At 61.3% G+C, this 17,143-nt stretch carries 16 protein-coding genes; 6 read left to right on the top strand and 10 right to left on the bottom strand.

Going from position 1 to position 17,143, the window contains the following annotated elements:
- Window positions 1-49 precede the first annotated feature (49 nt).
- The 5 genes from ACM1PE_RS25765 to ACM1PE_RS25745 all read right to left on the bottom strand — a co-directional run bounded on the left by ACM1PE_RS25765 (window position 50) and on the right by ACM1PE_RS25745 (window position 5,710).
- Window positions 50-583, bottom strand: a complete 534-nt coding sequence (locus ACM1PE_RS25765) for an HNH endonuclease (protein WP_419341395.1) — start codon at window positions 581-583, stop codon at window positions 50-52.
- A gap of 178 nt (window positions 584-761) precedes the next feature.
- Window positions 762-2,657, bottom strand: coding sequence for a DNA/RNA helicase domain-containing protein (locus tag ACM1PE_RS25760; RefSeq protein ID WP_419341393.1), 1,896 nt, complete (start codon window positions 2,655-2,657; stop codon window positions 762-764).
- 28 nt (window positions 2,658-2,685) lie between these two features.
- Window positions 2,686-3,039 carry a nucleotide pyrophosphohydrolase gene (locus tag ACM1PE_RS25755; protein ID WP_306637406.1) on the bottom strand — a complete coding sequence of 118 codons (354 nt, stop codon included), beginning with the start codon at window positions 3,037-3,039 and terminating at the stop codon, window positions 2,686-2,688.
- A gap of 239 nt (window positions 3,040-3,278) precedes the next feature.
- The gene (locus ACM1PE_RS25750) at window positions 3,279-4,724 is read right to left on the bottom strand and encodes a M81 family metallopeptidase (RefSeq protein WP_419341391.1); all 1,446 of its coding nucleotides are present in this window, start codon (window positions 4,722-4,724) and stop codon (window positions 3,279-3,281) included.
- Window positions 4,725-4,735: 11 nt separating this feature from the next.
- On the bottom strand, window positions 4,736-5,710 hold the full coding sequence (locus tag ACM1PE_RS25745) for a Bug family tripartite tricarboxylate transporter substrate binding protein (RefSeq protein WP_059373947.1): 975 nt from the start codon (window positions 5,708-5,710) through the stop codon (window positions 4,736-4,738).
- Between the two features lie 192 nt (window positions 5,711-5,902).
- Between ACM1PE_RS25745 and ACM1PE_RS25740 the strand changes: the two genes are divergently transcribed.
- Window positions 5,903-6,823: a LysR family transcriptional regulator gene (locus ACM1PE_RS25740; RefSeq protein ID WP_059373946.1), complete on the top strand. Its 921-nt coding sequence runs from the start codon at window positions 5,903-5,905 to the stop codon at window positions 6,821-6,823.
- Window positions 6,824-6,855: 32 nt separating this feature from the next.
- Here ACM1PE_RS25740 and ACM1PE_RS25735 read toward each other — a convergent pair whose 3' ends face one another.
- On the bottom strand, window positions 6,856-7,872 hold the full coding sequence (locus ACM1PE_RS25735) for an amino acid ABC transporter substrate-binding protein (protein WP_059373945.1): 1,017 nt from the start codon (window positions 7,870-7,872) through the stop codon (window positions 6,856-6,858).
- 140 nt (window positions 7,873-8,012) lie between these two features.
- On the opposite strand from ACM1PE_RS25735, the gene ACM1PE_RS25730 reads away from it, so the two are divergent.
- Window positions 8,013-9,137: an FUSC family protein gene (locus ACM1PE_RS25730; RefSeq protein ID WP_419341388.1), complete on the top strand. Its 1,125-nt coding sequence runs from the start codon at window positions 8,013-8,015 to the stop codon at window positions 9,135-9,137.
- A 9-nt stretch (window positions 9,138-9,146) separates the two neighbouring features.
- Here ACM1PE_RS25730 and ACM1PE_RS25725 read toward each other — a convergent pair whose 3' ends face one another.
- Complete coding sequence (locus tag ACM1PE_RS25725) at window positions 9,147-9,995, bottom strand: DMT family transporter (protein WP_059373943.1); 849 nt, start codon at window positions 9,993-9,995, stop codon at window positions 9,147-9,149.
- A 109-nt stretch (window positions 9,996-10,104) separates the two neighbouring features.
- Entirely contained in the window at window positions 10,105-11,013 is a 909-nt protein-coding gene (locus tag ACM1PE_RS25720; protein WP_419341386.1) for a LysR family transcriptional regulator, read from the bottom strand.
- A gap of 97 nt (window positions 11,014-11,110) precedes the next feature.
- On the opposite strand from ACM1PE_RS25720, the gene gstA reads away from it, so the two are divergent.
- The gene (gene gstA, locus ACM1PE_RS25715; protein WP_059373941.1) at window positions 11,111-11,716 is read left to right on the top strand and encodes a glutathione transferase GstA; all 606 of its coding nucleotides are present in this window, start codon (window positions 11,111-11,113) and stop codon (window positions 11,714-11,716) included.
- A gap of 28 nt (window positions 11,717-11,744) precedes the next feature.
- Here the strand turns inward: gstA and ACM1PE_RS25710 are convergent, their stop codons facing one another.
- On the bottom strand, window positions 11,745-12,479 hold the full coding sequence (locus ACM1PE_RS25710) for an SDR family oxidoreductase (RefSeq protein WP_419341384.1): 735 nt from the start codon (window positions 12,477-12,479) through the stop codon (window positions 11,745-11,747).
- 111 nt (window positions 12,480-12,590) lie between these two features.
- Here ACM1PE_RS25710 and ACM1PE_RS25705 point away from each other — a divergent pair, with 111 nt between their 5' ends.
- Window positions 12,591-13,406, top strand: coding sequence for a LysR family transcriptional regulator (locus ACM1PE_RS25705; protein ID WP_419341383.1), 816 nt, complete (start codon window positions 12,591-12,593; stop codon window positions 13,404-13,406).
- Window positions 13,407-13,540: 134 nt separating this feature from the next.
- Window positions 13,541-14,530, top strand: a complete 990-nt coding sequence (locus ACM1PE_RS25700) for a tripartite tricarboxylate transporter substrate binding protein (protein WP_419341381.1) — start codon at window positions 13,541-13,543, stop codon at window positions 14,528-14,530.
- A 154-nt stretch (window positions 14,531-14,684) separates the two neighbouring features.
- On the opposite strand, the gene ACM1PE_RS25695 is transcribed toward ACM1PE_RS25700, so the two are convergent.
- Window positions 14,685-15,485 carry a helix-turn-helix domain-containing protein gene (locus ACM1PE_RS25695; RefSeq protein ID WP_419341379.1) on the bottom strand — a complete coding sequence of 267 codons (801 nt, stop codon included), beginning with the start codon at window positions 15,483-15,485 and terminating at the stop codon, window positions 14,685-14,687.
- Window positions 15,486-15,658: 173 nt separating this feature from the next.
- Here ACM1PE_RS25695 and ACM1PE_RS25690 point away from each other — a divergent pair, with 173 nt between their 5' ends.
- Complete coding sequence (locus tag ACM1PE_RS25690; protein WP_419341377.1) at window positions 15,659-17,134, top strand: cytochrome P450; 1,476 nt, start codon at window positions 15,659-15,661, stop codon at window positions 17,132-17,134.
- Window positions 17,135-17,143: the final 9 nt, after the last annotated feature.

The following is a 17,143-nucleotide window of genomic DNA, read 5'->3' as shown; positions in this document are numbered from 1 at the left end:
ACAATCGGGAATGGCTGAATTTCTAGTAGATAACAAGCAAGTCATTTTTTCACGTGTTGGTACGCACTAGTTTTCGCAATTCTTGCATCGTAAGCCACTCACGCCGAGCGTGAACGATGCGATGACAGTTCGCGCAGAGCAGGGCGAGGTCTTCAACATTGCTGCGGTGATCATCCGCTACGGTGTGTAGTGGCTTCGTGTGGTGTGCATCGATCAGGCCCTCGCCTCTTGGCCCATAAACAGCACTGAAGTCAAAACCACACGCTTCGCAGGCAAGTCGGCCATGTTTCTTGAGCGCTGCTTGCTTTGCTTTCCGGACCAATTCCTTATTTCGTTCGCGATAGCGATGCAAGCGAGTCAGGATGCGGCCCTCGGGGGCGTCACAGGCTTCCTCGTCTTCCAATTGTAGAGTGTCGTCGCGGCTAGATCCTTTCCGGATAGCGTTGCAGACCTGAGCCAACTGGGCTGCGTTCGAGGCAAAGAGATCCCAAACTACAGATTCGTCCTTATTGCCGCGCGTGAGGCCCTTTTTTCCAGAATGAATGTACAAAGGATCTAGGCGCCGAAAGTTCATCAGCTTCATATAGACACCGTTGACATTTCGGTACGTATCAGCCTTTGGCCGCCCTAGCGCTCCAGCCATTCTGTTCAACAATTTTGATAGCTCGATGACCTCAGGGCTTTCGTGTCCAGGCAGGGAGGACCGATGCTTCAAGTAGAGATCCAGGGCGAGGATCAGCTCGTCTCTTGACCAAGGTGGATTACGCATACTTGACCGTTCGCGATACTGTCTCGGGCGTGACACCGATTCGCTGCCGAAAGTACTCTCTGGTTTCCTCGTCGGTACAGAAGACGTAGCATCCTTTCATGCCCCGCGTCATGAGAGTCCTGTACGTATTCTTGATAATTAGATCTACTTCCGCCTTGACATGAAGCCCTTCGGTTTTGAGGCGGGTCTTGTAGCCACGGATTGACTTGTCGTGGCGATCGCGCGCCTCTGGTGTCGTAAAGATCGCACCGTTACGCACGACCAGGTCTGGGCCGATGATGACGCCGATATAGTCGACTTCAAGCCCTTGGCACGTGTGAATGCACCCAACCTGCTCGATGGACTCTGGGGCAACAATCCAAAGACTGCCGTCGGTGTCGAGGTTCCATTTCCGCTTGTAGTGTTCACCGATTTCAATGTCGAACGCCTTGGAGACCTTCTTGCTTTTCCAGGGCCAACAGTAGCCGGCGACGACACGCGCCTTATTTTGGAAGTTTCTGGCTTCAATAGCTGCGTGTAGTTCTTCCGCTGTGTCGAATACCTTGAACTCATATTCAGAAGCATCCAGAACTTCATTGGCGGTTGGACGGACATCCAAGGTGTTATCCAACCAGGCCAGATACCCATCTGAGCCACTGCAACGAAACTGCGAGCTAAGTTGGTACTCTTCGACCGTCGCGCCCTTGGCTTCGGCGAAGTCTCGGATCGCGCGCTTACTTCCGATATCATTCAGCGTGACTCGTTGATCTTCGTCGATGAAGAAAATGGCGCAATTGGAAGCCTCGATCAGCTCCATCACCTGATTCTCGCCGAGGTTGCCGTATAGCCCACTCTTTTCGTTGAGGCGGTGCGCCTCATCTACGACGAGAAAGTCAAACCTATTCTTTTCAACTTCAAAGAAATTCCCCGATCCGGAAAACATGGTGCCGTACTTGCTGCGTGTGATTGAACCCGCGAGGCGGGATTCATACACTTTCCGGGGAGCCGCATTCTTTGATACGTACTTGCCAACCAGGCCAAGCCCAGTCAACCGCACCAAAAGATTGATGGCGAGCACCGTTTTTCCCGTTCCGGGCCCGCCTTCAATAATTACTACCCGAGGACGATCGGACGATGCCGTTCGGGCAGCCGCGAGAGCAGCCTCGTAGATTTCCTTTTGTTCATCGATCAGTACGAACTCGGGCTGAGCCTTGAGCAGCCCTGAGAGTGCGTCTGCGAGCGCTTTGGATGGACGTATACGCCCGTTGGCTAGTTCATGCAGTACGGTCTTTCCGTCACCACAGCCAATATGGTCTTTGATGAATTGACGCAGGCGATTCCGCTCTTCCGAGCCCTTCAGAAAGAGGGGAGCCTTAGCTAGATATCCAGCGTAGTGGTCAGAATCGATGATTCCATCTTGGATATAGTTGTGAAGATAGGCGCAGGGGAGAATCGAAATGCCGCCAGCATAGACGGCTTCATTGAAGCCCTCCAGCAGCGTTGCATAAGACCAAGCCTGATAGGAGGGATGCACCACCTCACGCAACCCGCCTCCCAACAGCGTGGTTACCATGGCATCCTTCGTAGTGGCTGACGCGGTCTGCCATTGCTTGAGTTCGACGAGGATTGCTTTTTTCCTGCCAGCGCTATCCTTGCCCGTCAGTGTTACGTCAATGCGCTTTCCTGATTGTGGGATATGCAATTCCACAGCTATGCCGAGGCCGTCAGGTATATCCTCGTCGCGCAAGACCTTTGCGATATCTCCTAGAGACCCCTTCCAGGATTGAATCTCGCTATCTCTAACGGATCTTCCAGTTGCCGCTTTGTAGCGGCTCAGAATGACGTCTTCAATGTCATTGTGGTCGTTATCGAACAAAAACTGCTTCTTGTCTGCTTCGTAAACGATCATTGTTTTCTACCGCGAGTCACGGCTCTTCTTAGAGTTCGTTGTATTTCTTGCTGGAGCCTTTGGCTTTCTCCGCGGGATACTTCTGCGCGTTCTTCAGCAGTTTCTGGGTGACGGCTTCGTTAAGGTCGACACCCAACGCAGATGACAACCGAACGAGATAGAGCAGTACGTCCGCGAGCTCGTCCTTGACGGCTTCCGCGGTGGAGGGGTTTGTGCCAGCGGCCTTTGAATCCGCTTCGGTCATCCATTGGAAGATTTCGGACAGCTCGCCAACCTCCCCGGTCAAAGCCATGACCAGATTTTTGGGGGAGTGGAACTGTTCCCAGTCGCGGTCCTTGGCGAACTTGTCTTGCGCTGCGCTGAGGCGTGCGATATCGATCAGGAGTTCGCCAGACTTTTGGTCGCTGATAGCCTTCACAGCCTTCCTTTAGTCCGATATTTGATCTAGGGACACATGTTACTCGGTCTTACACGAGTTGAACGAAAGGAAAGCCAATACCGTTGGGGCTGAGGCTTTTGGATCGTCAGCGAGGGAAAGCGGCTTTGATGTCACAATGCAATTGGCGGACATTCCCAGGAGAACGCCCGTCAATATCCCGTCAGTATGCGTTGACAGGCTCTTTATGCGTCAATCGGCCACTTCGGCCTTCCCGCCCTTCGATACCCCAACCCCCTGAAATCCAGCGTCGCCGACCCGGGCGCATCCGCAAAGACCACATGTTGCGCCACCTTGGCGAACGACGCCTGGAAATGCTGCGCCGACTTCACCACGATCAGCGTCTTCTCCTCCAACCGGCAGCCCAGCTGGGTGAAGACATCGGTATCCATGGCCTGGGCCCGTACCGTGATCAGCACGATCTCGATGCCATCTGCCTCGACCAGGGCGGAATTCCCTACGACAGCCGGCGATCCGGACAGTCCCGTCATGACCATGTCCGGCACCAGCGCCTTGACCGTGCAGATCAGGTCCAGCGGGTCCCCGGACAGGGGGCTGATCTTGCCCCCGATGCGCAAGGGCAAGCGCGCGCCTACGCCGGCGCTGAAAGCGATGCGGACGGCGATGGGGTCCCACATGGGGCCGATAGCCACATTGCGCACACCCCTTTCCAACAGACGCCGCAGCAGGAAGGTGGAGTCGCCCGCACCACCCCCGCCCGGATTATCGGCCGCATCGGCGATGACGACCGGCGTGGCGCCGTATGCCAAAGCCTGGTCGATGGCTTCGTCCGGTTTGGGGTAGGCGGGCGTCAAAACTTCGCGCATGCCTATCAGCTCGTCAGCCAGGCGCCGTGCCAGCTGCTGGGCGATCTGCGCGTCGCCGTCGGCATAGACCAGCAGCTTGGTCCCCATGTCTGGCACATCGCCCCAGGCGAAGCTGTGCACCAAGGAAATGGAGAGTATGCCGTCGCGGCCTTCCAGCGCGCTGATGCGGTCGATGTAGCTGCGCGCCGGTTCCTGTGGCGTGCGGATGGTGACGACCATCTCGCAGTCGACCATGGCGGCCACAGGAGCAATGCGCCGATCGACGATCGCCGCGCAGAAGTCCACCAATTCCAACGCGCGTTCGCGGATGTCGGTGTGGGGATATTCCTTGTAGGCGACCAGCATGTCGGCGTTGGCGACCATGGCGTCCGACAGGTGGCAGTGCGGATCCAGCTCCGCGCCCACCACGACCTCGGGGCCGACGATTTCGCGTATGCGCGCCAGCAGATCGCCTTCGCAGTCTTCGTAGCCGTCGGCCACCATGGCGCCGTGCAGGCCCAGCACCACCATGTCGACGGGCAGCGCTTGCCGCAGGTCGCGCAGCAGTTCATCGCGCAGCGTTTCGTAAGCGTGGCGGGTGGTGATGCCGCCGGGCTGGGCGCCGGCGGCCATGCCTTCGATCACGGTCCAGCCGTGTTGCGCGCCGCGCTGGCGCGCTGCCCACAGGGGTCCGCTGAATATGGTCATCTCGGGAGGATGGGTGCCGGCGGGGTAGTAGCCCCGGTCGGCGAAGTCATCCAGCGAGGTGGGCAGCGGAGCGAATGTATTGGTTTCCGTGGACAGCGAACCGGTGAAAACGCGCATGGTACGAGTGCTTAGTCCGCGGTGGCGCCGGAGGCCTTGACCACGTCGGCGTACTTGGCGATTTCAGAAGCGACGTGCTGGCGCAGTTCTTCAGTCGTGCCGCCGCCGGGCGTGGCGACCATGCCGGCGAGTTTTTCCTGGATTTCCTTCTCTGCCAGGATCGCGTTGACTTCCTTGTTCAGCTTTTCCACGATGCCCGCGGGCGTGCCGGTGGGCGCGAACAGCGCGTACCAGGACGTCATCTCGTAGCCCTTGACGGTGGCGTCGATGGTGGGGATCTCGGGCGCGAAAGGCTGCACGGTAGCGCTGGTGACGCCCAGCGCGCGCAGCTTGCCGCCCTGGATGAGCTGCATGACGGAAGGCGCGGTGTCGAACATCACCTGGATGCGGCCGGCCATCAGGTCGGTGAGGGCGGGCGCGCTGCCCTTGTACTGCACGTGCTCCATCTGCACGCCGGTCATCATCTTGAACAGTTCCGCCGACAGGCGCGTGGACGAGCCCGCGCCGGACGAGGCGAAGAAGATGTTCTTGGGGTTGGCCTTGGCGTAGTCGATGAACTCCTGCACCGTCTTGGCCGGCACGGTGTTGTTCACCACCATGATGTTGGGGAAGCGCGTCAGCAGCGCCACCGGCGCGAAGTCCTTCTGGAAGTCGAAGGACAGTTCCTTGTACAGAGACACGTTGATGGTGCTGGCGTTCGAGCCCAGCAGGATGGTGTAGCCGTCGTTGGGCGAGCGCGCCACGGTGGCGGCGGCGATGTTGCTGGCGGCGCCGGGACGGTTTTCGACCACGAAGGTCTGGCCCAGCTTGTCCGACAGGCGGCCGGCGATCAGCCGCGCCACGGCGTCGGACGAGCCGCCCGGCGCGTAGCCGACCACGAGCTTGACGGGCTTGCTCGGGTAGGCGGCCTCCGGGGAAGCGACCGCGGCTTGCTGACTGAATACGCTCAGGGTTGCGGCAGCGAGGATCGAAGCGAAGAGTTTCATGCTTTAAGGCTCGAAATGGGCGTTACCTCGCATTGCCGCCGCTGCTGGCTTCCAGCTTGCGGCTCGCAACCGAGCGGATTTGAAAGTACGCGCATTATTCGCAATCGTCGCCCTGTAAATCAATGTAAGCTGAGGGGAAGTTTGTTGCTAAAAAGGCAACGATTTGAAGAAATCATAGAAATGGGGACAAGTATGGACGGGGGTTTGAGCGCGCGGCGCCTGCAGTACTTCTTCGAGGCGGTCACCACCGGATCGGTGCGCGGGGCGGCGGAACGCCTGGGCGTGGAGCCTTCCATCGTCAGCCGCCAGATCCAGCTGCTGGAGACGGAATTGGGCGTGGCGCTGCTGGAGCGCAAGGGCCGCGGTATCGTGCCCACCGACATGGCCGCGATTGTGATGGATCACTGCCGCGACCGGCAGGCCAGCGAGCAGGCCTTGCGCGCCCGGCTGGATGAGGTCAACGGGTTGCAACGCGGCGACATCCAGATCGTTACCAGCGAGGGCTTCGTCGATATCCTGATGAGCGGCGTGGTGGATGCGTTCTGCCGGCAGCATCCTGGCGTGCGGGTTTCGCTGAAAGTGGCCGGCGCTTCCGATGCGGTGCGCGCTGTGGTGCACGACGACGCGCATATTGGCGTGGTGTTCGGCGCGCCGGCGGACCCCGGCATACGCGTGGTGCACACGCGCAACCATCCGCTGTGCGTGATCGCGTGGCCGGATCATCCGCTGGCCCGGCAGCGCAAGCGGCCGACGCTGAAGGACGTGGCGCGCTATCCGATCGCGCTGATGGGGCCGGGCTTCGGTTTGCGCCAGCTGATCGAAATGGCCGAGCTGTCCGAGAACATCGTGTTGTCGCCCAACTTCATCGCCAACTCGGTGGTGACGCTCAAGCGCTATGTGGAAAGCCGTCTGGGGCTGACCTTCACGTCGGCGAACTCGGTGGTGAAAGAGGTCGCGCGAGGCGAGCTGGTGGCGCTGCGCACCACCAATCCCATCTTCGAAGCGGCGCAGACGCGGCTGATCGTGCGTGCCAACCGGCCGCTGACCAGCGCCGCAAGAGGCATGCTGGAAAAAATCCAGGCATCGCCGCTGTTCCACGGCGCGAAGCCGTAGCGGGCGATGCCTGGCGCGGGCCTGCCGTGGCTTTAGCGCACGGGCCAGCCGTACATCAGGCCGCCGTCGCGGTAAGACGCGTTCAGGCCGCGCGGCAGCTTCAGCGGGCTGCTGGGGCCAAGGTTCTTCTCAAAGCTCTCGCCGTAGTTGCCGATGTTCTTGATGATGTTGTAGGCCCACTTGTCGTCCACGCCCAGGTTCTTGCCCATGCCCGGCGTCACGCCCAAGAGGCGCTGCACATTGGGATTGGTGCTCTTGAGCATTTCGTCGACGTTCTTGGACGTGATGCCGTATTCCTCGGCTTCCAGCATGGCAAACAGGGTCCAGCGCACGACGTTGAACCATTGCTCGTCGCCCTGGCGGACCATCGGACCCAGCGGCTCCTTGGAGAAGTTCTCCGGCAGGATGTCGTACTTTTCCGGGTTTTCGAGGTTGCTGCGCGCCGCGGCCAGCTGCGACTTGTCGCCGGTGAAGGCGTCGCAACGGCCCACCGCGAAGGCGCGGATGATCTCGTCCAGGCGCTCGACGACCACGGGCTTGAAGACGATGTTCTGCGAGCGGAACCAGTCGGCCAGGTTGAGTTCGGTGGTGGTGCCGGGCTGCACGCAGACCGTGGCGCCGTCCAGCTCCTTGGCGCTCTTCACGTTCAGGGACTTGTTCACCATGATGCCCTGGCTGTCGTAGTAGTTCACGCCCACGCCGATCAGGCCCAGCGTGGTGTCGCGGGTCAACGAGAGCGTGGTATTGCGGGGCAGCACGTCGACTTCACCGGATTGCAGGGCGGTGAAGCGTTGCAGCGCGCTGACGGCCATGATCTTGGCCTTGGAAGCGTCGCCGAACATGGTGATGGCCAGCGCGCGGCACAGGTCCACGTCCAGGCCGATCCAGCCGCCCTTGCTGTCGTTCACCGAGAAGCCGGCGACGCCGGTGGACACGCCGCATTGGACGAAGCCCTTGTTCTTGACCGCCTCGAAAGTCGCGCCGGCGTGGGCGGTCAAGGACGAAATGAGTAAGGCGGTGCCTGCCGCGGCCAGTTTGAGTGCTTTCATGGGTGTCTCCGCGCCATCCGGCGCATTTGTAGCGATCAGCCGAAGGCTGAGGTGCGGCGAATGGTAGCCAGCGGCATAAGGGGGGAGAATCAGGGAATTCCCGTTAAATCCGTCCGGCGGAATTTTCTACAGGCCTGTCCATGAACAATAACGAAGAACCCTCCGAGCGCGGCTCCGCCGCATGGCGCGGGTACAGCTGGGCCAAGGCGCGCCTATTGGGCGTGTGGCGCGAACTGATCCGGGTCAACGCCAGCGACCGGCCCTGGGAAATGCCCCTGGCCGCGGCCCTGTCCTCAGGGCTGCCCTTGTTGGTGGGCGCCTATTTCGGACGCATGGATTACGGCCTGATGTCCAGCCTGGGCGGAATGGTGTTCCTGAGCCTGCCCAATTCTTCGCTGCAGCACCGCATGATGATGCTGCTGGCGGCGTCCTTCGGCATGGTGGCCTGCTATGCCGTGGGTGCGCTGACGCAGTTCTGGCCCGCGGTCATGCTGGTGGCGCTGACCTTCATTGCCATGGTGGTGAACATGGTCTGCCGCTGCTACCGGCTGGGTCCGCCGGGCAGCCTGTTCTACATCATGGCGACCGCGATCGCGGCCTACACGCCGGGGCGCGTGGAAGAAATTCCCACACGCGTCGGCATGGTGGCCCTGGGTAGCCTGGTCGCGTGCCTGGTGGCGTTTGTGTATTCCCTGCACATGACGCGGGTCGCGCCGCCGCCGCCCGAAACCGCGCTGCCCAGGCCCACGTTCGATTTCGTGGTCTACGACTCCGTGATCATCGGTCTCTTCGTGGGCGTGTCGCTGCTGGTGGCCGAGCTGCTGCAATTGCCGCGCCCGTACTGGGTGCCCGTCAGCTGCCTGGCCATTATCCAGGGCGCGACCTTGATGGCGGCGTGGAACCGTCAGCTGCATCGCATCCTGGGTACCGCCGTGGGCTTGTGCGTGGCATGGGCCTTGTTGAGCCTGCCGCTGAACGTGTGGACGCTGAGCCTGGTGATGATGGCGCTGTCGTTCGGCATCGAAACGCTGGTGGTGCGCCACTACGCCAGCGCCGTGGTGTTGATCACGCCCCTGACGATCTTCCTGGCCGAGGCGCCGCACCTGGGCCAGGGCTATCCCGCGGCCGTCATCGAGGCGCGTTTCCTGGATACGGTGGTCGGCGCATTCATCGGCGCCGTGGGCGCGGTGCTGCTGCACAACCAGCGCATCCGGCCGCGCCTGTCGCGCTGGATGCGGGCGGTGCTGCCCAAGCGGGTGAATTGAGGCGGGCTTTCAGGGGGGCTGCTTCTTGACCAGCACCACCAACGCGATGCCGAGCAGGATCAGTACCGACGCCGTTACCAGGATGCCGGTCACAGGCTCATCCAGGAACAGGGTGCCGCCAAATGCCGTCAACACCGGCACGCTGAGCTGCACGGTGGCGGCGTGAGTCACTTTCAGGCCTTTGAGCGCCGCGTACCAGAAGACATAGCCCAGGCCTGAGGTCACCGCACCGGAAGTCACGGCATATGCCACGCCCGCGGCATCGTAGCTCACGCGTGAGCTCAACCCATGCAGCAGGAATAGCAGCAACGCGACAGGCGTGGCGCGGATGAAGTTGCCTGCCGTCGCCGACGCCGCGTCCTTGGCGCCGCGGCCCAGCAACGAATAGGCGCCCCACGCGATGCCGGCCACTATCATCAGCAAGGCGTGGAGCAACGGCGGCGCGCTGACGCTGGGCAGCATCAGGATCACCAGGCCGGCCAACGCCAGTCCTATGCCCAGCCCCTGCGTGGCGCTCAGCCTCTCGCCGATGAAGAAACCATACAGGATCATGCTGATCTGGATCGACGCGAACAGCAGCAAGGCGCCCGTGCCAGCCGAGATCTGCGTGTACGCATAGGCGAAGGCCACGGCATAGGCCAGCAGCGCCAACGCACCACGCCAATTGCCTTCCAGCTGTTTCGCCGGTTTGCGAAGGCGCAACACCAGCCACAGCACCAATGCGCCGGAAGCGATGCGGATGGCCACGAAGGTGGCGGGATCGATGGCGGTGTGCTTGAGCGCAAGGCGGCACAGCAGCGAGTTGCCGGCGAAGGCGAGCATGGAGAGCAGGGTGAGCGCGTACAGGCGGGGTGTCATGGCGCGTTGTTTCCCTAGGGCAGCGCTTCGCGAATCCAGATGGAACGACAACCAGATCGTAGCGCGGAGTTTCCACTGCCGGGGGAGGGGGATGCGCGTGCGGTTCGTCTCAGCGGGTACGTACTTTGGCCGAAGCCTTTGGGCTGGAGGCGAGGGCTGCATGCTTCCAAAGCGCGTCCACCGCCGCGGATTTCCGGCTGGCCGCGGAGCGCACCAGGCCGAACTCCCTGCGCGCCGCCGGCGTCAGCGGCAAGGCCCGGAGCTGGCGCATGTCCGAGGGCAGGGTGGACTCGGGAACCACCGCGGCCCCCATGCCCTCGCGCACCAACGCGCAGGCGCTGGCCCAATCGCGGACCGTAACGCGGATGTCGTTGAGCTCCAGCCCGGCCTTGCGCGCAAGGCTCAGGCCATTCACGGCACAGCCGCCGGTCGCCAGAATGAACGGCTCATCGGCCAAGTCGGCCAGCGCAATACCCCGCGACGACGCGCGGCGGCTGAATGGGTGTGCGCCGGGCAGCAGCGCCATCCAGCGGTCGCGGCCCAGGATCAGGGCTTGCCTTGGCTCTGTCGGGTTCATCACCACGCCCAGATCGATGGCGCCGCGCGACAGCCAATCCTCGACCTCTTCATCCGTACCCTCCAAGGCCACCACCTCAATGCCGGGGTGGCGCTGCCGGAAGCTATGCAGCAGGGAGGGCAGCAGCGTCGAGATGACCGAAGGAAAGCTGCCCAGGCGGATGCGGCCCTGGCTCAGCCCCTGGCTGTCGTCGGCAAGCGCGCGGATGGACTCCAGGTGAGACAGCATCGCGCGGGCGTGATCGATGACCTGTTCGCCCAGCGCGGTTACCGCCACTTCCTTGCGCGAACGGGTGAAAACCTGGAGCCCCAGCGACGCTTCCAGTTGCGCAATGGCCTGGCTGGCGCCGGACTGGGTAATGCCCACGCGCTCGGCGGCGCGCGAGATGTTGCCCGTGTCGGCCGTCGCGACGAGCAGGCGCCAATGCCCCAGGTTCAACATATTAAGTAGCTGAGCTAATGATAAGAGAATGGAGCATTAATTTTACATGTGTGTCGCGGCGCGAGAGACTGCTCCCCTGTTGTTCCCTGGAGATGTCATGAAGCTCTACTACGCCCCGCATACCTGCTCGCTGTCGCCGCATATCGTCTTGCGCGAACTGGAGCTGCCATTCGAACTGGTCAAGGTAAACAACCAGACCAAGCAGACCGCGGACGGCCGCGATTTCCGCACCATCAATCCCAAAGGCTATGTCGCCGCGCTGGAACTGGACCAGGGCGACGTGCTGACGGAAGGGCCGGCCATCGTTCAGTACCTTGCCGACCTGCGGCCCGCCATGCAGCTAGCGCCGCCCAACGGCACGCGCGAGCGTACACGCCTGCAGGAATGGCTCAATTTCGTGAGCGGCGAGATCCACGCGGGCTCGGCGCCCTTGTTCCAGACTGCCTTGCCCGAAGCCGCCAAGGCGCATTTCCGCGAACGGCTCTACAAGCGCTTCGACTACCTGGACGGCATCCTGGCCGAAAGCACCTACTTGATGGGCGAGCAGTTCAGCGTCGCCGATGCCTATCTGTTTACCGTGCTGGGGTGGTGCAGGTTCTTCGCGATCGACCTGGATCGCTGGCCTTCCCTGGCGGCATACGCCGCGCGCATCGGAGAGCGCCCTGCGGTGCGGGCCGCGCTGCGCGCGGAGGCGCAGGGCTGAACGTCATACGGTCACGGCAACGGATGCCTCACGCTTGCTGGCGCGTGGCCGCCAGCACGATTTCACGCACGCACACGCCGTCCGGCTGTGCATAGGCGTAGTGGATGGCGTTGGCCACGTCCTCGGCGGCCAGCACCTTGCCGCCCATCTCGGCCTTCCAGGCTTCGTAGCCCGTCTTGATGTCCGCGTCGGTGGTATGGCCCAGCAGCTCGGTTTCCACGGCGCCCGGCGCGATGGTGGTCACGCGCACGTTGTGCGCCGACAGTTCCTCGCGCAGGTTTTCCGAGAGGCCGTGCACGGCGAACTTGGTACCCACGTAAGCCACGTGATTGGGGAAGGTCTTGCGCCCGGCCACTGAACTGATGTTGATGATGCTGCCGCGCTTGCGCTGGACCATGCCCGCCGCGACCGCATGCACGCCGTTCAGCACGCCTTTGACGTTCACGTCCAGCATCCGGTCCCATTGATCCGGGTCCTGGCGCGTGATGTCGCCCAACAGCATGACGCCCGCATTGTTGATGAGCGCATCGGCCGGACCGAAGCGCGCCTCGCCTTCCTGCACAGCGGCGGCCAGCGCGGCGCGGTCGGTCACGTCCACGGATAGCGCCAGGGTGTCGGGCAGGTTCAGCGCCTGCATTTTTTCCAGCCGGCGGGCCAGCAGCAGCAGCGGGTGGCCATGGGCCGAGAACAGGCGGGCGGTGGCCAGGCCTATGCCGGAACTGGCGCCCGTGATGATGACGAGGGACTTTTTCAAGGTAGACATGGCGGACTCCTGGTATCGGTTTTATGTATGCTTGAGTGTCGGGAATCATTCTATTCCCAGGGGTGTTCCCTGAGAAATGGTTTATTCCTTTGGAAGAAATCGGAAAAACTTATGGATAGCCGTCAGCTCAAGGCCTTTGTCGCCGTCTTCGAAGAGCGCAACATCACGGCCGCTGCCCGCCGTCTGCACCTGAGCCAGCCCGCTCTGTCCGGCACGATCAAGAGCCTGGAGGACTTGCTGGGCACGCAATTGTTCGCGCGCCAGGCGCGCGGCGTGGCCGTGACGGAGGACGCCCGCATCTTGTATCCGCAGGCGCGCCGCATCCTGTCGCAAACGGACTCGATGACGCATCAGTTTCGCCAGGGTTCGTCTGCGTCGCGCATCGAGATCGGCGTGGAGGCGGATATCGCGGGACAGGACATCGCCGCCTTCATGCGCGCGGCGCGGGAGGCTGTGCCGACGCTTTTCGTGAGCCTGCTTGAGGGTTGTCAGGGCGATGCCCGGCTGGCGACCGAAGACGAGCGCTGCGAGGACGAGCTGTTCCTGCCGCTATCCGTCGATCCTTACGTGCTGGCCAGACCGGCAGGCAGCGGCGCCGAAGCCGCATTGCCTTGGATCGTGTGCCCGGATCATCCGACGCATCAGCGTCTGCTTCCCTACTATGGCGTCGGGGCAAACACGCCGGCCGCCCACGCAGGATCGCTGCGCCTGGCATTGGCATTGACGGCGGCCGGCGCAGGCATATGCGTGGCGCCGGAGTCCCTTGCTCGCAGTCAGGCCGGCGTGGAGACCAGGCCGCTGGAAGGGCTGGAGATGTCGCGGCGCATCGGGCTTTGCTATGCGGTGCAAGCGCTGGACAAATCCGCCGTGGCAACCCTGGTGGAGCGGTTTCGGGATCATGCGTTTCAGGCCACGCACGCAACATAAAAAAGACCGGCCAACGCAACCGAGCGTCGCGGAAAGCAGGGCGCAAGACTGCAACTTCACTCGTTAAGTTGTAGTCTTGCGCCTTTTCGCCAATAAACGTGGCCGCGCAGCGGCCGATAAGAGAGGAGATAACTATGACGATGCTATCCGGCGCCAAGCTGGGCAAGGCGGTACTGGGGATGACGCTGGCTGCCGTGGCGTTTGCCGCATCGGTTTCCAATGCGCACGCGGACGACTACCCTTCACAGCCGATCAAGCTGATCGTGCCCTTTGCCGCTGGAGGCGGCAATGACGGGATCGCGCGTCTTCTGGGGCAGTTGCTGTCCGATGGCCTGAAGCAGCCCGTGGTGGTGGAGAACCGCCCAGGCGCGGGCGGCAAGCTGGGCGTGGAGCAGGGCCTGAAGGCAGCGCCCGATGGCTACACCCTGACCTTGATTTCCAATAGCTATTCCGTCAACCCCAGCCTGTACAAGCTGCCGTTCGATCCGGTGGAAGACATGACGCCGATCGGCATGATCGCGCGTGCCCCCTTCTTCGTGTCGGTCAATCCCGGCGTGCCGGCGGACAGCCTGGGCGATCTGGTGGCCCTGGCCAAGAAGAAGCCGGGCGGATTGACCTATGCCTCGTCCGGCACGGGCGGCATATCGCATCTGGCGATGGAGGCCTTCTTGAAGACGGCCGGTATCACCATGGTCCACATCCCCTACAAGGGGTCCGCGCCGGCTCTGACGGACACGGTATCAGGCCAGGTCAACGTAATGCTGACCACGGCGGGTTCGACGCTGCCTTATCGCGAGGACAAGCGCCTGAAGGTGCTGGCCGTGACCTTGCCGCAGCGCGTGTCCTCGGCGCCCGACATCCCGACGGTGCGCGAGGCTGGCGTGCCGTATGACGTGACGGTGTGGTACGGCATCATCGCGCCCAAGGGCGTGCCGCCGCAGGTGCAGGCCAAGCTCAACGCCGCGATCAATGCCGCGGTTGTCATGCCCGAGATGGCTGATCGTCTGAAGGCTACCGGGGAAGAGGCCGCGCCGGGTAGCCCGCAGGACTTTCGCGGTCAGATCGTGAAGGAGATTTCCTTGTGGGGCGATGTGGTGCGCGAGGCGGGCGTGACGGTTAATTGATCACTTCGCGCGAAACTGGGCACGGGACTGGCATCGCCTGCTAATCGTCTGCGCAGACTGTGCCTGGGTCGGACATGAGAAAAGCCGTTGGCGGTGAACGTCAACGGCTTTTTGGGTTCTGGCGGACGCCTCTTTGTCTCATTGCGACGGGGGGCTAGACCCAGAGTCGATAGATCCAGAACGATTCGTCCTCAATGAAGCGCCGAGCAAACTCGGCCGGAGGAAATCCAGTTATACGTTTTACTGCCCGACTTAGATGGGCTTGGTCTGCAAATCCTGCTTCCAGTGCAAAAGCAGCCCAATCCAGCGATTTTATAGACTCTTGACGATCTCGCGCTGCAAAGAAGGCTTGTTCAGTGCCGACAAGTGACTGCCATTCGCGCAGAGATCGCCCGCTGATTGCTTTAATGCGACGCTCGACCTGTCGAATGCCACGACTGCGCTGCCATTCATTTGCTTGTCGGGCTAGTCCGTCGACCCACTGACGGCCCGCCCCTCTCAAGATGCCTATTGTGGCGTTGCGTGGATGTGATGGCCGCCAACGCGGTTCAAGATAGCGTTCGATAATTTCCAGGGTAGCTTGGTCGTCATCGCAATCAACCAGAGCGTCAAGCATCTCAAGCCATGTCGTTCCAAGTATCTGGCGGGCGCAAATAGCCCGGTCTTGGATCATGGATACATCTATCTGGAACAACTCCGTCGCCGCGCTTATAGGGAAGTAAATCATTCCGCCGCGGCCACTTCCCCTAGACCAACTTGCTGTCGGTCCTGATTGACTGCCTGAAATCAAGACATCGGCGTCAAAGCGGCGCCATTCCGTCCCATGGTTGTTTCGCTCCACAAGACCGAAGTCGGTATTGCTGTGCCAAGAGAGGCAGACGAACGGCGATGCGGGGAAATGAGAGAGGCGCTGTGCATCGCTAAGAGCGATACCGCAGGTGTTTCGACTAACCACTGCCACAATGGCGCCAGACAGTGCCTTAGGCGCTGGATATAGTTGCGCCAGAGAGTCTTGGGTTCCGGTCTCCACACGAGGGGCTCGCGCGCTGAAGGCGGGAACAAAAATCTGATTTGATTGGCAATCCATGGGACTACGAGGCTGGGTGTGGAATCGCTTCGGGACCTAAGATGTCGTTTCGATACAAGACGTCTCCGGCAAATTGGCATGTAGTACTGCCTATGAAAAAAGATGCCCCCTTCTCATGCCCTTTCGAATCGACCGGCCAGTCTGATTCTCCCCTATCCCCGCGACAGTTTGAAGCGGGAGAGTGGCCTCCCGGTCCGCCATCAGGCGTCACTGGTTGGAGTCTGTCCAGAAAGATGTCTCACAACATGCTCGAGACGCTATCTGAATGGAAACAGGCCTTTGGCAAGGTGTTTCATCTGCGGATTTGGCCCGAGAATTTCATAGTTCTCACGGATCCGGAGTTGGCCCGTGAACTACTTGTGAATCACCACGACGCGCTAATTCGCTGGGAACGCGGCATTCGTGTCTTTGCAAAAGTGCACGGACATAGCGTGATCATAGCTGAGGGTGAGAAATGGATTCAGAAGCGCCAAGTCATGCAGCCGAACTTCACCCCAAGAGCGCTGCAAAGCACGATACCGTCCATCATCGGTGCAACGCGAGATGCTCTTGATTCCTGGCCTCCAAACGATGACCGCTGGCCAATAGAGAGTGCGTTTACTTCACTGACCATGGACGCGATCATCCGAACAATGTTCTCGACCGAAGTTGGCGACGAGGCCAGGCAAGCGGCAGAGGCTGTTCGTGTTGTAGGCAAGGTGATGGATGCCGAATTCTTCTCGCTAGTAAATTGGCCCGACTGGGTGCCATGGAAACTAGGCAAGAGGCGGGCAATTCAAAAGTTGGATGAATTGATCGAGCGCCACATGCAAGAGCGGCTACAAGCACCCGAGAAAAGCTGGCCAGACGATTTGCTGTCCCGTCTGTTGCGTCTGCAACAGACCAATCCGTCCGAATGGTCGTACAAGGATATTCGCGATGAATGCATGACGACGTTCCTCGCCGGACATGAAACAACCGCGGCAACGTTAACCTGGTGGGCTTGGTGCATGGCTTCGAATCCAACCATGCAGGAAAAGGCTCGGACTGAAGTCGCACAAGTGTTGCAGGGCGAAGCGCCCACGATGCAAGCACTTCCGGCACTGTCTTATCTGGCGCGGACACTGGACGAAACGATGCGCCTATACCCTGCCGCACCAGTACTCATGACCCGTCGCGCTGTCAAGCCCGTGAGCTTGGGCCCATGGCAGTTTCCGCAGCGCACGCTATTCATGCTGCCGATACAGCTAATGCAGCGGGATTCAAGTTGGTTTACTGATCCGCAGGATTATTGGCCGGATCGGTTCAATGACGAGCCAAGACGTCCCCCTCGGGGCGCGTATGCGCCATTTGGGTTGGGCCCGCGTGTTTGTCTCGGGCAACATCTTGCAACGGCGGAAATGAAGGTAATGGCAGCTATGATCTTGCAGCGGTGGACATTGTCCATACCCGCCGGCATGAAATCACCGCGTCCAGTGCAGCAAGTGGCACTCAGGCCGGATGAGCCCCTGCATCTCTCGCTCAGATCAGTTCGGTAGCAGTTCATC

The organism is Achromobacter sp. PD1, assembly GCF_048541815.1.
Classification (GTDB): domain Bacteria; phylum Pseudomonadota; class Gammaproteobacteria; order Burkholderiales; family Burkholderiaceae_B; genus Achromobacter; species Achromobacter bronchisepticus_A.
Note: the sequence above shows the minus strand (reverse complement) of the source record. Positions and strands in the feature narration are given on the sequence as shown.

What these genes read in the sequence shown, in the direction of transcription:
- ACM1PE_RS25760 (WP_419341393.1), bottom strand. Translation starts at nt 2,657, where the DNA reads ATGATCGTTTACGAAGCAGACAAGAAGCAGTTTTTGTTCGATAACGAC.
- ACM1PE_RS25690 (WP_419341377.1), top strand. Translation starts at nt 15,659, where the DNA reads ATGTCGTTTCGATACAAGACGTCTCCGGCAAATTGGCATGTAGTACTG.
- ACM1PE_RS25740 (WP_059373946.1), top strand. Translation starts at nt 5,903, where the DNA reads ATGGACGGGGGTTTGAGCGCGCGGCGCCTGCAGTACTTCTTCGAGGCG.
- ACM1PE_RS25720 (WP_419341386.1), bottom strand. Translation starts at nt 11,013, where the DNA reads ATGTTGAACCTGGGGCATTGGCGCCTGCTCGTCGCGACGGCCGACACG.
- ACM1PE_RS25710 (WP_419341384.1), bottom strand. Translation starts at nt 12,479, where the DNA reads ATGTCTACCTTGAAAAAGTCCCTCGTCATCATCACGGGCGCCAGTTCC.
- ACM1PE_RS25765 (WP_419341395.1), bottom strand. Translation starts at nt 583, where the DNA reads ATGAAGCTGATGAACTTTCGGCGCCTAGATCCTTTGTACATTCATTCT.
- gstA (WP_059373941.1), top strand. Translation starts at nt 11,111, where the DNA reads ATGAAGCTCTACTACGCCCCGCATACCTGCTCGCTGTCGCCGCATATC.
- ACM1PE_RS25750 (WP_419341391.1), bottom strand. Translation starts at nt 4,724, where the DNA reads ATGCGCGTTTTCACCGGTTCGCTGTCCACGGAAACCAATACATTCGCT.
- ACM1PE_RS25705 (WP_419341383.1), top strand. Translation starts at nt 12,591, where the DNA reads ATGGATAGCCGTCAGCTCAAGGCCTTTGTCGCCGTCTTCGAAGAGCGC.
- ACM1PE_RS25745 (WP_059373947.1), bottom strand. Translation starts at nt 5,710, where the DNA reads ATGAAACTCTTCGCTTCGATCCTCGCTGCCGCAACCCTGAGCGTATTC.
- ACM1PE_RS25735 (WP_059373945.1), bottom strand. Translation starts at nt 7,872, where the DNA reads ATGAAAGCACTCAAACTGGCCGCGGCAGGCACCGCCTTACTCATTTCG.
- ACM1PE_RS25725 (WP_059373943.1), bottom strand. Translation starts at nt 9,995, where the DNA reads ATGACACCCCGCCTGTACGCGCTCACCCTGCTCTCCATGCTCGCCTTC.
- ACM1PE_RS25700 (WP_419341381.1), top strand. Translation starts at nt 13,541, where the DNA reads ATGACGATGCTATCCGGCGCCAAGCTGGGCAAGGCGGTACTGGGGATG.
- ACM1PE_RS25730 (WP_419341388.1), top strand. Translation starts at nt 8,013, where the DNA reads ATGAACAATAACGAAGAACCCTCCGAGCGCGGCTCCGCCGCATGGCGC.